Here is a 13,083-nt window from a genome sequence, read left to right on the forward strand (position 1 = left end):
GGCCGGCCTGGTTCGCCCCGCGTCCCCCCTCGGGGGGCGGGGTGCGGGCGCGCACCCGCGCGCCCACCCGCGCCGGCCGCCCGCCCCGCTGCGGCCCCCCGCGCCAGGTGTCGGGTGCTGCTGTGGTCAGCCGGCGTGCTTGCGGCGGGCGGCGGCGCGGCCGCGCTGCTGCTGGTCGAGCACCACCTTGCGGATGCGCACCGCGGTCGGGGTGACCTCGACGCACTCGTCCTCGCGGCAGAACTCCAGGGCCTGCTCCAGCGAGAGCTTGCGCGGCGGGATCAGCTTCTCCGTCTCGTCGGAGGTCGACGCCCGCATGTTGGTGAGCTTCTTCTCCTTGGTGATGTTGACGTCCATGTCGTCGGAGCGGGAGTTCTCTCCGACGATCATGCCCTCGTACACCTCGGTGGTCGGCTCGACGAAGAGCTGACCGCGCTCCTGCAGGTTGATCATCGCGAAGGCGGTGACCGCGCCGGCCCGGTCGGCGACGAGCGAACCGTTGTTGCGGGTGCGCAGCTCACCGAACCACGGCTCGTACGACTCGAAGACGTGGTGCAGGATGCCGGTGCCCCGGGTGTCGGTGAGGAACTCGGTGCGGAAACCGATCAGGCCGCGCGCCGGAACGAGCCACTCCATCCGGATCCAGCCGGTGCCGTGGTTGACCAGCTGCTCCATCCGGCCCTTGCGGGTGGCGAGGAGTTGGGTGATCGCGCCCAGGTATTCCTCCGGGGCGTCGATGGTCAGCCGCTCGACCGGCTCGCAGGTCTTGCCGTCGATCTCCCGGGTGACCACCTGTGGCTTGCCGACGGTCAGCTCGTAGCTCTCCCGGCGCATCTGCTCGACAAGGATGGCCAGCGCCAGCTCACCACGGCCCTGCACCTCCCAGGCGTCCGGCCGCTCGGTGGGCAGCACCCGCAGCGACACGTTGCCGATCAGCTCCTTGTCGAGCCGGTCCTTGACCATCCGCGCGGTGACCTTGGAGCCCTTGACCCGGCCGACGAGCGGCGAGGTGTTGGTGCCGATGGTCATCGAGATGGCCGGCTCGTCGACGGTGATCAGTGGCAGCGCGACCGGGTTGTCGATGTCGGCGAGCGTCTCACCGATCATGATCTCGGGAATGCCCGCAACGGCGATGATGTCGCCGGGGCCGGCCGTCTCGGCCGGCTTGCGCTCCAGGCCCTCGGTCATCAGCATCTCGGAGATGCGGACCCGCTGGGTGCTGCCGTCGGTGCGGCACCAGGCCACCGTCTGACCCTTGCTGATCGTGCCCTGCCGGACCCGGCACAGCGCCAGCCGGCCGAGGAACGGCGAGGCGTCGAGGTTCGTCACGTGCGCCTGCAACGGCGCCCCGTCCTCGTACGCGGGGGCCGGGATGGTGTCCAGCAGGGTGCGGAACAGCGGCTCCAGGGAGGTGCTGTCGTCCGGCACCGAACCGTCGGCGGGCTGGGTCAGCGAGGCGATGCCGTCGCGGGCGCAGGCGTAGACGATCGGGAAGTCGATCTGCTCCTCGTCGGCGTCCAGGTCGAGGAAGAGCTCGTAGGTGTCGTCCACGACCTCCTTGATCCGGGCGTCGGGGCGGTCCACCTTGTTGATCACCAGGATGATCGGCATCCGGGCCCGCAGGGCCTTGCGCAGCACGAAGCGGGTCTGCGGCAGCGGGCCCTCACTGGCGTCGACGAGCAGCACCACGCCGTCGACCATGGTCAGGCCGCGCTCCACCTCACCACCGAAGTCGGCGTGGCCGGGGGTGTCGATGATGTTGATGGTGACCGGGTCGGAGCCGTCCGCCGGCAGGTAACGCACGCCGGTGTTCTTGGCCAGGATCGTGATGCCCTTTTCCCGCTCCAGGTCACCCGAGTCCATCACCCGCTCGGTGTTCTCGCCCCGGGCGCCGTACGCCCCGGCCTGCCGCAACATGGCGTCGACCAGCGTGGTCTTGCCGTGGTCGACGTGAGCGATGATGGCGACGTTGCGGAGGTCGGTGCGAAGCTGCATACCCTCTATCCTTCCGCCTGCGCTCGCGCAGGCCGCGTCGGGGTCACCCCCAGGTGCCCCTGATCTATGGTGAAACTGCTGTGCCGGTGGTTCCGCCGGCTGGCATGCTGACTCCCGTGTTCCGGGGGCCTGAGTGCACGACCTGCTGACCTGGGTGCAGAGTCTGCCCGCCCTCTGGATCTACCTGGTCGCCGCGCTGATCGTGGCGGGCGAGACCGCGGTGATCTTCGGCCTGCTCGTGCCGGGTGAGGCTACCCTGCTGCTCGTCGGCTTCCTCACCTACAACGGTACCTTGCGGCTCGGACCGGCGTTGCTCGCGATGATCGTCGCGGCGGTCCTCGGTGACGGGCTGGCCTTCCGCGCCGGCCGGCGCTACGGGCCCCGGCTGCGCGCCGGGCTGGGTCACCGGGTCGGTCCCGAGCGGTGGGCCAGGGCCGATGCCATGCTCGCCCGCCTGGGTGGGCGGGGTGTGTTCGCGGCCCGCTGGGTGGCCTTCGCCCGCACCCTGGTGCCCCGGCTGGCCGGGGCGGCCGGAATGCCGTACCGGCGGTTCGCACCGTGGAACCTGGCCGGGGTGGCGACCTGGGTGGGCGGCTCGGTCCTGCTCGGTCATCTCGCCGGTGAGTCGTACGACACTGTCTCCCGGCTGCTCGGTCGGGCCACCGGCGTGGCGCTGCTGCTGCTGGCCGGCCTGCTGGGCGTCGTGCTCGTCGGCCGGTGGCTGGGCCGCAACCCGGACCCGGTGCGCGCGCTGCTGTCCCGGGCCGGCGCGCTACCCCCGGTGCGTTGGCTCACCGCCCGCTACGGGGTGCTGTTCTTCCTGGTGGCCATGCGGATCGGGCCGGCCTGGACACTGCTGCTCAATCTGGCCGCCGGGCTGCTGCTGCTCTTCGCCGCCGGGCTCGCCATCGCCGGCCTGCTCGCCGTGGTGATCCGCAACAGCGGGTTGGCCGCGCTGGACGATGCCATCGCGGGGTGGTTCGCCGCCCGGCGTACCCCCGACGCCGCCGAAGCCACCCGGGTCGTGGTGTCGGTGGTCCGCGGGTCGGTGTTGATCGCGCTGGTGGGGTTGGTGGCGGCGGTGCTGGCCTGGCGCAGCCGACCCTGGCGGGCGGACCTGCTCAGTGTGGTCGGCACTGTGGGTGCGTTCGTGCCGCTCGTGGTGTTGGCCGTGGCCGCCGAGGTGACAGGTGCGCACGGCAGCACACCGGGCGGCGGCGAGGTGGCCCCGCTCTCCACCCAGAACGCCGTGGTCGCGGCGAGCTTCTGCACGCTGGCCTGGCTGGTGTCGCGCAGTGCCCGCTGGCCGGTGGCGGTGGCCGCGTGGACGGCCGCCGCCGCGGGGATGCTCGGGATCGGCGGCGCACGGCTCTACCTCGGGCTGGACACGGCGAGTGGGACAGCCGCGGCGGTGCTGCTCGGGGTGCTCTGGACTGTGGTCTTCATCGTTGCCTGGGCCACCCGGGACCGGGCCGTGGGTGATCTCCCGCAGCCGGACGACCAGGCGCGCACGCCTTCGCCGGGGGCATCGACGCCCGGTTGAGCCTCGTTAGGGCGTGACCACCGTCATCCGGGGGAGACGTGCGGGCACTGATGACCGAGTGCGTCTGCCGGGGTTACTGACCCGCGCGGGGCCGGGCCGCTGGCGGCCCGGCCCCGCGCGCGTGCCGGTCAGTCGCGGGCGGCGACCGGCTCCGGCGTCGCCGCAGCGTCCGCCTGGTGCTCCGGGGTGATCCGTCCGGGCCACCAGAAGCGGTCGCCGAGCAGGAACGCCAGTGCCGGCACGAGGACGGTGCGGACCAGCAGGGTGTCGAGCAGTACGCCGATGCAGACGATGATGCCGATCTGGGTCAGCGTGATCAGTGGCAGCACGCCGAGCACGGCGAAGACCGCGGCGAGCAGCACCCCGGCGCTGGTGATCACCCCGCCGGTGACCCGCAGCGCGGAGAGCATCCCGTCGCGGGTGCCCGCGCCACGCGCGTCCTCCCGGGCCCGGGTGACCAGGAAGATGTTGTAGTCCACCCCGAGCGCCACCAGGAACACGAACGCGAGCAGCAGCACACCGCTGTCCAGGGCGGGGAAGCCCAGCACGTGGTCGAAGAGCAACCACGCCGCGCCGAGGCTGGCGAAGAACGACGCGATAACGGTGAGCACCAGCAGCAGCGGTGCGAGCAGGCCGCGGAGCAGCAGCACCAGCACGGCACCGACGAGCAGCAGGATGATCGGCAGGATCAGTCGCAGGTCGCGGTCGTTGGCCTCGTCGGAGTCGTACGTGGCGGCCACGGAGCCGCCGACGATCGCTCCGGCTGGCCGGTCGGCGCCGGCAGCGGCCGGCGGGGCGGAATCGGGCACCGCGGCGACCCGCTCGCGCAGCGCCTCGATCGCGCGGTCCGAGGCGGTGGTGCCGGGTTCGGCGTCCAGGACGACGTCGACCTGGGCGACGGCGGCACCGGCGTCACCGGGGCGGGCCGAGGCGACCCCGGGCACGGCGGTGGCGGCCTCGGTGACCGCCCGTGCCGCCGCCGGGTTGGTGAGCACGGCCACCGGCTGGGTGCTGCCGGCGGGGAATGCCCGGGCCAGGGTCTGCGCCCCGGTGACCGCCTCGGGCTTCACCCGGAACTGTTCGGTCTCGGACAGGCCGGTGCGGATCCCGAGGCCGCCCAGCGCCAGGCCACCGAGCAGCAGGGTGGCCAGCACCGCGACCACCACCGGACGGCGCTGCACGGCGGTGCCGAGCCGACCCCAGAGCCGGCCCTCCCGGACCGGGCCACCGACGCGGGGCACGAACGGCCAGAACAGGCCACGACCGAGCAGCACCAGCACGGCGGGGAGCACGAACAGCGCCGAGAGCATGGCGAAGACCACCCCTGTGGCGCAGGCCACGGCGAGTGCCCGATTCGTCTCCTGCTCGCTGAGCAGCAGGGTGAGCACGCCGAGCACCACGGTGCCGCCGCTGGCGAGGATGGGCTCGGCGGTCCGGCGCAACGCGGCGCGCATCGCCGCGTACCGGTCCTGCGTACGCCCCAACTCCTCCCGGTAGCGGGCGATGAGCAGCAGGGCGTAGTCGGTGGCGGCGCCGAAGACCAGCACGCTGGCGATGCCGGTCACCTGGCCCTGCTGGAGGTTGATGCCGACGGCCGGCACGATGGCGTCGACCGCGCGCAGGGTGAGCTGCTCGGTCGCGGCGACCACTACCAGCGGGACGATCCACAGGAACGGGCTGCGGTAGGTGATCAGCAACAGCAGCGCCACCACGGCGGCGGTCACCGCGAGCAGGGTGATGTCGGCCCCGTCGAACACCGAGGACAGGTCGGCGGTGAAGGCCGGTGCGCCGGTCACCTCGGCGGTCAGCCCGCCGGGCAGGTCGGCAAGCGCGGCGCGCAGCTGATCGACGGTGTCGGTGACCTTGTCCTGACCACCGCTCGTGTCGACAGGCACTGCGACAAGCGCGACAGCCCCGTCCGGAGAGAGCTGCGCAGGGCTGACCCGCCCGCCTACCGCGAAGCGGCCCAGGTCGCCGGAGCGGGCGGTGACGGTGGCCCGGTCGGCCTCGCTCAGCGCGCCGCCGTCGCCTCGACTCACCACCACGATGGCCGGCTGGACCTCGCTCGACGGCAACTGCTCCTGCAGGCGCTCCACCTGGGTCGACTGCCACTGCACCGACAACCCGGTGGCCGAGACCGGGGCCGGGTTGTCCGGTTGGGGCGTGCCGAAGACGACCGCGCCGACGACGATCGCCGCGGCCACGGTGAGCCAGGCGGCCAGTCGGCCGCGAGCGACCCTGGTGAACAGAGACATCAGCTGACCCCAAAATCTTTCGGCAGTCGAGTATCTTGATAACCGAGATTATCGGCGGCTGCTCTATGCTGCAACCTGGCGAACCGACGATGGGGAGAGCGGCGCAAGGTGGCGACACACGGCATGTACCGGCGACGTGCCACGCGCCGCGAGCAGCTGGTCGCGGAGATCACCAACAACCTCCGGCGATACACGGTCGACGCCCAACAGGTCGGTCACGCCTTCGCCAACCTGCACGGCCTCAACCCGACCGACCTGCAGGCCCTGATCGCGGTGATGGACGCCGAGCTGGTCGGTGCCCCGATCACCCCGGGCCGCCTCGGTGAGCAGCTCAACCTCTCCTCCGGCTCGGTCACCGCCCTGATCGACCGGCTGGAGCGGGCCGGTCACATCCGCCGGGACCGGGACACCGCCGACCGGCGCAAGGTGCTGCTGCACTACGCCGACCAGGGAGCGGCCCTGGCCATGCGGTTCTTCCAGCCGCTGGGCGCGCGTACCGACGCGGTGATGGCCCGCTTCGACGACGACGAGCTGGAGGTCGTGCACCGGTTCATGACGGAGATGAGCGAGTCGCTGCGGGGGCACCGGGACGCGGTGCGCTCCGCCCGGCCCGAGCCTCCCCGCGAACCGGCGGACTGAGCCATGCCGGGCCGCCTGCTCACCCGGGTCGCCGCCGTCTTGCTGCGGCTGCCACCGAGCCGGCCCGGCCCGGTGCGGGTCACCCGCGACATCCCGGTCCGGACCCGCGACGGTGTGGTGCTGCGTACCGATCACTACGCCCCGGCGGTGCCTGACGCGCCGACCGTGCTGATCCGCACCCCCTACGGGCGGGGCGGACCGCTGCGGCTGCTCGGCCGGCTGCTCGCCGCGCGGGGCCGCCACGCGGTGATCCAGGCCTGTCGGGGCACCGGCGGCTCCGGTGGCACGTTCGCGCCGCTTGTGCACGAGCGCGCCGACGGCGTCGACACCCTGGACTGGCTGCGGCGCCAGCCCTGGTGGTCCGGCCGGCTCGGCATGTTCGGGATCAGCTACCAGGGTTTCGCGCAGTGGGCACTGGCCGCCGACGCCGGCGACGAGTTGCACGCGATGGTCGCGGTGGTGACCGCCTCGGCCACCCGCGATTCGACGTACGCGGGGGAGTCCTTCGCCCTGGACACCGTGCTGACCTGGGCGGAGCTGCTGCACGCGCAGACCGTGCCGTGGCTGGCCCGGCAGTACGAGCTCAAGCGTGGCCAGCCCCGGTTGGCCGCCGGGCTGGCGCACCTGCCGCTCGCCGATGCCGACCGGGTGGCCACCGGCGTGACAATTCCGTTCTTTCAGGAGTGGCTGCGCCACCACACCCCGGCGGCGGCGTACTGGCGCGAGCGCGTCTTCGCCGACCGGGTGGCCGAGGTGCGGGCGCCGGTGGTCATGGTCACCGGTTGGCACGACATCTTCCTGCCCGCCCAGCTCGACGACCACGCCACGCTGCGCGCCGCCGGCGCGCGGCCCCGCCTCGTGATCGGTCCCTGGACCCACGGCAGCCCCGGGCTGTTCGTGGCTGCCCTGCGGGAGGGACTGGCCTGGCTCGACGAGCACCTGGCCGCCGCGCCACCGGCCGGCCAACGACCAGCTCGCGCCGGGTCCGCCCCGGTCCGGTTGCACGTGGGTGGTCCCGGCGGCGGCTGGCGGGACCTGCCGGACTGGCCACCGCCGACCGTCGAGACCGCCTGGCACCTGCATCCCGGCGCCGAGCTGGCGGTACGTCCGCCGATCGAGTCGCCGCCCGACGAGTTCCGGTACGACCCGGCGGACCCCACGCCCTCGCTGGGCGGGCCGCTGCTCGTCGGCAAGCGCGCCGGCCCGGTGGACAACCAGCAGGTCGAAGCCCGCCGCGACGTGCTCACCTACACCAGTGCCCCGCTGACCGGGCCGGTCGAGGTGATCGGCCCGGTCCGCGCCGAGATCCACGTCCGTGGTGAGCTGCCGCACCTGGACGTCTTCGTGCGGCTGTGCGATGTGGACCGGCGTGGTCGATCGTGGAACGTCTGCGACGGTCTGGTGCGGGTGACACCCGACCGCTTCCCCGCCGACTCGTCAGGGGTGCGGCGGGTCCCGGTGGCGCTCTGGCCGACCGCGTACCGCTTCGGCACCGGGCACCGACTGCGGGTGCAGGTCGCCGGTGGCGCCCATCCGCGGTGGGCGCGCAACCCCGGCACCGGTGAACCCCTCGGTACGGCGGTGACGCTGCGTGCCGGTTGGCAGCAGGTCCTGCACGACCCGGCGCATCCCTCGGCGTTGCTGCTGCCGATCGTCCACTCTGCCCCGGCCTCGTCTCCTATCTGAACAGACGCGTCCTGAGCTGGGCATTTACCGGAAACGCGGGCTATGGTGGAGTCAACGCCCGGCGCCGTGCAGCAAGCAGACCGGGCTTGCCCCAAGCCCACCACCGCGTACGCGGTGTGACGGCCGTGCCCGGTCCCCGCCCCAGTTGAGAGGGGGACCCCATGACCCGGGCCCCGGCTAATCTGTTGGCCCTCCGAAGCCTGCTCCTCACTCACCTCGACAACGCCCCCGGCCCGGACGATCTGGAGCCGGCGGAGGTCGGCATCGTCGGCGACCCGTCCCACCGCGGCGGTTATCACTGCGGCTCGGACCGGGTGGTCACGAACGACTACTCGGTGGTCGAGTCACCCCGGGACCGGGCCGGCCTGACCCTGGACGCGGCGGCGCTCGACGTCGGCGGGTTCGACGTCCGCTCCGGTGGTCGTACGCACACCCTGGCCAGCTTCTCGGTCTGGTGCGTGGCCCAGTGCGCCGCGAACGCGGCAGACACCCGGGACATCCGGGAGATCATTTACAGCCCCGACGGCAAGACCGTGAAGCGGTGGGACCGCCTCGGCAAGCGCAGCACCGGTGACAGTTCGCACCGTTGGCACACCCACTTCAGCTTCTTCCGCGACGCCACGAAGGCGGGCCGCGACCAGCGGCCGTTGTTCCAGCGCTACCTCAGCTCCATCGGACTCCTGGAGGACGACGACATGACCCCCGAAGAGCACAACTGGCTGGCCACCGTCCACAAGAACCTCACGGTGCTGGACGGCCGCAACCCGATCGGACAGATCTACACCCGGATGGCGGAGGGCCGGGACGACACCGGGGCCCCGGTGACCGGCAACTGGAACCTGCAGTCGATGACGAAGCAGCTCACCGACCTGCAGGCCGCGCTCAAGGCGCTGGCCCTCAAGGACTTCACCGACGAGGAGGCGATCGTCCAGGGCGTGCTGGCCGCGCTGACGCCGGAGAAGATCGCCGCGGCGATTCCGCCCACCATCGCCAAACAGGTCGCCGACGAGCTGGCCCGCCGGCTGGTCGCCTGAGCGGAGGGGCGGCCCGTAGCCGCCGGGCCGCCCCTCCGTCAATTCCGCAACAACCATTGGGCAATACCTATTGCGCAACACCTCTTGCCAATGGCATCCTGGGCCGCATGGAGAGTCCCGACGTGCGCCAGATCACCGACTCGCGGGTGCTGGCCGCCATGGCCCACCCACTGCGTCGCCGCCTGATGGACGTGCTCAAGGTGCACGGGCCCTCGACCGTAGGTCTGCTCGCCGAACGCACCGACCAGGCACCGGCGAACGTCAGCCACCACCTCAAGGTCCTCGCCGCCGCGGACCTGGTCACCGAAGCCCCCGAGCTGGCCCGGGACCGGCGCGAGCGGTGGTGGCGGCTGGTCACCCGAGGGGTGCGCTGGTCCAACACCGACTTCGACGCCGACCCGGCCGCCCGCGCGGTCGCCGACGCCGCCACCTCGCTCAACCTGGACCGGCACGTCGCCCTGGCCCGAGCCTGGCACGCCGCCGACGAATCGGCGCACGCCGCCTGGCACGACGGCCCGTTCTCCACCGACAGATGGCTGCACCTGACCCCGGCCGAACTGCTCGAGTTGAGCCGCGACGTGGCCGACCTACTGGCCCGCTGGGCCGACCGGCCGCCGCCCGAGGACGAACACGAACGACAGCCCGTGTTCGTGTTCGCCCACGGAATTCCGGCCCGGCCGTGACCGCGGCCACCCGTACCGACCCGGGGTCGGTACGTCCACGCGGCGGGCTGCTGCGGCACCGCGATTTCCGGCTACTCTGGGCCGGCCAGGCAATCAGCAGCGTCGGCAGCAACGTCACCACCGTCGCGCTGCCGCTGGTCGCGGTCGCCGTGCTCGACGCCAGCACCTTCCAGGTGGCGGTGCTCACCGCAGCGGCCTGGCTGCCGTGGCTGCTGATCGGCCTGCCGGCCGGCGCCTGGGTGGACCGGCTGCCCCGACGGTCGGTGATGGTGGTGTGCGACCTGTTCTGCGCACTGGCCTTCCTCAGCGTCCCACTGGCCGCCGTGCTGGGCCGGCTCACCGTCTGGCACCTGCTGCTGGTGGCACTCAGCGCCGGCGTGGCCCGGGTCTTCTTCGAAACAGCCGACCAGGTGTACCTGCCGGTGCTGCTGCGGCCCGAGCAACTGCCGGAGGGCAACGCGAAGCTGCACGCCGCCCAGACTGCGAGCTATGTCGTCGGCCCCGGCGTCGCAGGTCTGATCGCCCAGCTCATCGGTGCGGTCACCGCTCTGCTGCTGGACGCGATCAGCTTCCTGGTCTCCGCGGTGTGCCTGCTGCGGATCCGCACCGTCGAACCGCGCGTCCGCCGAGTGGACCAGTCCCGGTCACTGCGCCGCGACATCGCCGAGGGGCTGCGCTTCGTCGCCCGAGACCCGTACCTGCGGGTGCTGACCGTCTTCGGCGCGGCCAGCAACATCGGGCTGACCGGCTACCAGGCCGTCCTGGTGGTCTTCCTGGTCCGTGAGTTGCGTCTCGAACCGGGCCTGGTGGGCGTCCTGATCGCCGCGATGAGCGCCGGAGGGATCATCGGGGCGTTGCTCGCCACCACGCTGGGCCGGCGCTGCGGCACCGCGCGGGCGCTGCTGATCGGGGCGGCGTTCACCGGCCCGCCGGCACTGCTCATCCCGCTCGCCGCGCCCGGCATCGGGCTGGCCTTTCCAGCCCTCGGAGGTCTGCTGATCGGCCTCGGCGTGGCCATCGGCAACGTCGTCAAGGGCGCCTTCCGGCAGACCTACACGCCGCATCACGTGCTGGGCCGGGTGACGGTGAGCATGCAGCTGCTCAACTACGGCACGATCCCGCTGGCGGCCCTGCTGGCCGGTGCGATCGGCGCGCGCTACGGCGTCGGAACGGCAATATTCGTGATGATCGCCTGGTTGGCGCTCACCCCGTTGATTCTGTTGATCGGGCCAATCCGGAGGCGGCGGGACCTGCCCGCCGCCCCGGCGGCGTCTTGAGTGCGCTGCGACGGCGGCCGGAAGACCGGCCGCCGTCACCGGCACGGAGCTACATCGGGCGGACGTTGTCCGCCTGCGGACCCTTCTGCCCCTGGGTCACCTCGAACTCGACCTTCTGGCCCTCGTTGAGCTCCCGGTAGCCGCTCGAGGCGATGGCGGAGTAGTGGACGAACACGTCCGGCCCTCCACCGTCCTGCTCGATGAAACCGAAGCCCTTTTCCGAGTTGAACCACTTAACCGTGCCGGTTGCCATGCATCTCTCCCTGTTCAAAGCGGCTGACCCGCGGCCTCTGGCCGTTGATCGCCCGTACCTGTCCGACAGTAACGGGCGAAACCCCGATCCGCTGGCCGAAGTGCCGTAGGTCTTCTGGGGAAGTCGGGTGAACTTCGCGTGCCGGCAGGTGAAACCTGCCCCGACCACCCGCCGCTGGGGCATGCTTGCGCCGATGAGGGGTGCCGCAGCCGACGTGCTGACCGAACTGGAGCGCGAGGTCGACGCGCCCGGTGCCGGTCTGGATCGGCTCCGGTTGGTGCGCACCCCGTTCGTTCCCGAGGTGCGGCTGTACCTGGCCGAGGACGCGATCGTCTGGTGGGCCCGGATGGAGGCCGTCGCCGGGCACGCCCTGCCCGCCCCGTACTGGGCGTCCGCCTGGGCCGGCGGCCAGGCCCTGGCCCGCCACCTCCTGGACCACCCGGAGCTGGTCGCCGGCCGACGGGTGCTCGACCTCGCCGCCGGGTCGGGCCTGGTGGCCATCGCCGCCGCGCTCGCCGGTGCCGCGGAGGTGGTCGCCAACGACATCGACCCGTACGCCGTCGCCGCCGTCACCCTCAACGCGCGGGCCAACCGGGTAGCCGTCGACGTCACAGGCGACGACCTGCTCGACAACCCCGACGTCGACGCCGACCTGGTGGTCGCCGGGGACGTCTTCTACGACCGGGCGATGGCCGAGAAGATGCTGCCCTTCCTGCAGCGCGCCGCCGCCAACGGCGCCGAGGTGCTTGTCGGCGACCCCGGCCGGGGACACCTGCCGGCGGACCGCCTGACGGTCCTGGCCGACTATCCGGTGCCCACCACCGAACCGTCTGTCGACTCGTCGCTACGCCGGGTGCAGGTGCTGCGACCCAGTTGAGTGCGGACGCCACTCAGGGACGACCCCGAGACCGATACCAGGGGGGCCTGGGGGCTGAAACCGGATGCCCGCAGTGGTGCGGCGGCCATACCGTACGAGGCATGACGCAATGGCTGGCACAGATCGGCGAACTACCCGTTCTGCTGCTGATGGGTGCGCTCGGCCTCGTCATGCTCTTCGACGCCGTACCCCTGCTGGGTGTCCTGGTCCCCGGCGACGTGGCGATCCTGGCCGCCGTCGGCGTGGGCCGCCCGACCACCGGGCTGGCGACCTTCGCCGCGGTGCTTGTCGGCTGCCTCGCCGGCTGGTCGCTGAGCTTCCTGATCGGCCGCCGCTACGCCGACCGGCTGCGACACAGCCGGATCGGCGGCTGGATCGGCGAGTCGCGCTGGGCCGCCGCGGAGGGGATCCTGCGTCGCGGCGGCGGTCGGATGATGGTCGTCGCGCCGTTCCTGCCCGTGTTCAACGCGCTGCTGCCGCTGGCCGCCGGCGGGCTACGGATGTCGTACCGGCGATTCCTCGGCTGCGCGGCGCTCGGCGCCACCGCCTGGGCCGGTCTCTACCTCGCGCTGGGCACCGCGTCCCGATCGCTTGCCGGGCTGCTCCCGGGGCACCCCAGTCCGCTGTTGGTGACCATGGGAGTCGGGATGGTGCTGGCCTCCGTCGTGCTGCTGGGGGCGCGGCGGCGGTTGTTCGCGGTGGCTGGCTGAGGGTGCCGGCGCTGCGCTGCGGTGCGGTGGGTCGGTGGTTGCGGTGCGGGGGCGGGGGGGGGGGGGGGGGGCGCCGCCCGCGGCGCCTCGGGCTGCGGCGCGGCCCGGGGCCGGGGCCCGCCCCCCCCCCC

Annotated in this window: 11 protein-coding genes; 8 read left to right on the top strand and 3 right to left on the bottom strand. The window is 72.5% G+C overall.

Annotated features, from left to right (window positions below; all coding sequences use genetic code 11):
• Window positions 1-126: 126 nt before the first annotated feature.
• Complete coding sequence (gene typA / locus AB0B85_RS23970) at window positions 127-1,995, bottom strand: translational GTPase TypA (protein ID WP_357410842.1); 1,869 nt, start codon at window positions 1,993-1,995, stop codon at window positions 127-129.
• A 133-nt stretch (window positions 1,996-2,128) separates the two neighbouring features.
• On the opposite strand from typA, the gene AB0B85_RS23975 reads away from it, so the two are divergent.
• Window positions 2,129-3,538 (top strand): DedA family protein, encoded by a 1,410-nt coding sequence (locus AB0B85_RS23975; RefSeq protein WP_357410844.1) that lies wholly within the window; start codon window positions 2,129-2,131, stop codon window positions 3,536-3,538.
• Between the two features lie 128 nt (window positions 3,539-3,666).
• Here the strand turns inward: AB0B85_RS23975 and AB0B85_RS23980 are convergent, their stop codons facing one another.
• A complete protein-coding gene (locus tag AB0B85_RS23980; protein ID WP_357410846.1) occupies window positions 3,667-5,793 on the bottom strand; it encodes an efflux RND transporter permease subunit in 2,127 nt (708 codons plus the stop codon).
• A 123-nt stretch (window positions 5,794-5,916) separates the two neighbouring features.
• Here AB0B85_RS23980 and AB0B85_RS23985 point away from each other — a divergent pair, with 123 nt between their 5' ends.
• From AB0B85_RS23985 to AB0B85_RS24005, 5 genes are all read left to right on the top strand, one after another.
• A complete protein-coding gene (locus AB0B85_RS23985) occupies window positions 5,917-6,432 on the top strand; it encodes a MarR family transcriptional regulator (protein ID WP_357410848.1) in 516 nt (171 codons plus the stop codon).
• Window positions 6,433-6,435: 3 nt separating this feature from the next.
• On the top strand, window positions 6,436-8,118 hold the full coding sequence (locus AB0B85_RS23990; RefSeq protein WP_357410850.1) for a CocE/NonD family hydrolase: 1,683 nt from the start codon (window positions 6,436-6,438) through the stop codon (window positions 8,116-8,118).
• Between the two features lie 161 nt (window positions 8,119-8,279).
• The gene (locus AB0B85_RS23995; protein ID WP_357410852.1) at window positions 8,280-9,152 is read left to right on the top strand and encodes a hypothetical protein; all 873 of its coding nucleotides are present in this window, start codon (window positions 8,280-8,282) and stop codon (window positions 9,150-9,152) included.
• A gap of 107 nt (window positions 9,153-9,259) precedes the next feature.
• Complete coding sequence (locus AB0B85_RS24000; protein ID WP_357410854.1) at window positions 9,260-9,835, top strand: metalloregulator ArsR/SmtB family transcription factor; 576 nt, start codon at window positions 9,260-9,262, stop codon at window positions 9,833-9,835.
• Window positions 9,832-11,112: an MFS transporter gene (locus AB0B85_RS24005; RefSeq protein ID WP_357410856.1), complete on the top strand. Its 1,281-nt coding sequence runs from the start codon at window positions 9,832-9,834 to the stop codon at window positions 11,110-11,112. Before AB0B85_RS24000 ends, AB0B85_RS24005 begins: the two co-directional genes overlap by 4 nt.
• A gap of 49 nt (window positions 11,113-11,161) precedes the next feature.
• Here the strand turns inward: AB0B85_RS24005 and AB0B85_RS24010 are convergent, their stop codons facing one another.
• Window positions 11,162-11,365, bottom strand: a complete 204-nt coding sequence (locus tag AB0B85_RS24010) for a cold-shock protein (RefSeq protein WP_007462771.1) — start codon at window positions 11,363-11,365, stop codon at window positions 11,162-11,164.
• Between the two features lie 181 nt (window positions 11,366-11,546).
• On the opposite strand from AB0B85_RS24010, the gene AB0B85_RS24015 reads away from it, so the two are divergent.
• Both AB0B85_RS24015 and AB0B85_RS24020 read left to right on the top strand, forming a co-directional pair.
• The gene (locus tag AB0B85_RS24015; protein ID WP_357410864.1) at window positions 11,547-12,242 is read left to right on the top strand and encodes a 50S ribosomal protein L11 methyltransferase; all 696 of its coding nucleotides are present in this window, start codon (window positions 11,547-11,549) and stop codon (window positions 12,240-12,242) included.
• A 101-nt stretch (window positions 12,243-12,343) separates the two neighbouring features.
• On the top strand, window positions 12,344-12,952 hold the full coding sequence (locus AB0B85_RS24020; RefSeq protein WP_357410858.1) for a VTT domain-containing protein: 609 nt from the start codon (window positions 12,344-12,346) through the stop codon (window positions 12,950-12,952).
• Window positions 12,953-13,083: the final 131 nt, after the last annotated feature.

Origin of the sequence: Micromonospora sp. NPDC049044 (assembly GCF_040649215.1) — a bacterium.
In the GTDB taxonomy this organism is placed as follows: Bacteria; Actinomycetota; Actinomycetes; order Mycobacteriales; family Micromonosporaceae; genus Micromonospora.

Coding starts and splice junctions, on each gene's coding strand:
- AB0B85_RS24000 (WP_357410854.1), top strand. CDS start 9,260: ATGGAGAGTCCCGACGTGCGCCAGATCACCGACTCGCGGGTGCTGGCC.
- AB0B85_RS24010 (WP_007462771.1), bottom strand. CDS start 11,365: ATGGCAACCGGCACGGTTAAGTGGTTCAACTCGGAAAAGGGCTTCGGT.
- typA (WP_357410842.1), bottom strand. CDS start 1,995: ATGCAGCTTCGCACCGACCTCCGCAACGTCGCCATCATCGCTCACGTC.
- AB0B85_RS24020 (WP_357410858.1), top strand. CDS start 12,344: ATGACGCAATGGCTGGCACAGATCGGCGAACTACCCGTTCTGCTGCTG.
- AB0B85_RS23995 (WP_357410852.1), top strand. CDS start 8,280: ATGACCCGGGCCCCGGCTAATCTGTTGGCCCTCCGAAGCCTGCTCCTC.
- AB0B85_RS23980 (WP_357410846.1), bottom strand. CDS start 5,793: ATGTCTCTGTTCACCAGGGTCGCTCGCGGCCGACTGGCCGCCTGGCTC.
- AB0B85_RS23985 (WP_357410848.1), top strand. CDS start 5,917: ATGTACCGGCGACGTGCCACGCGCCGCGAGCAGCTGGTCGCGGAGATC.
- AB0B85_RS24015 (WP_357410864.1), top strand. CDS start 11,547: ATGCTTGCGCCGATGAGGGGTGCCGCAGCCGACGTGCTGACCGAACTG.
- AB0B85_RS23990 (WP_357410850.1), top strand. CDS start 6,436: ATGCCGGGCCGCCTGCTCACCCGGGTCGCCGCCGTCTTGCTGCGGCTG.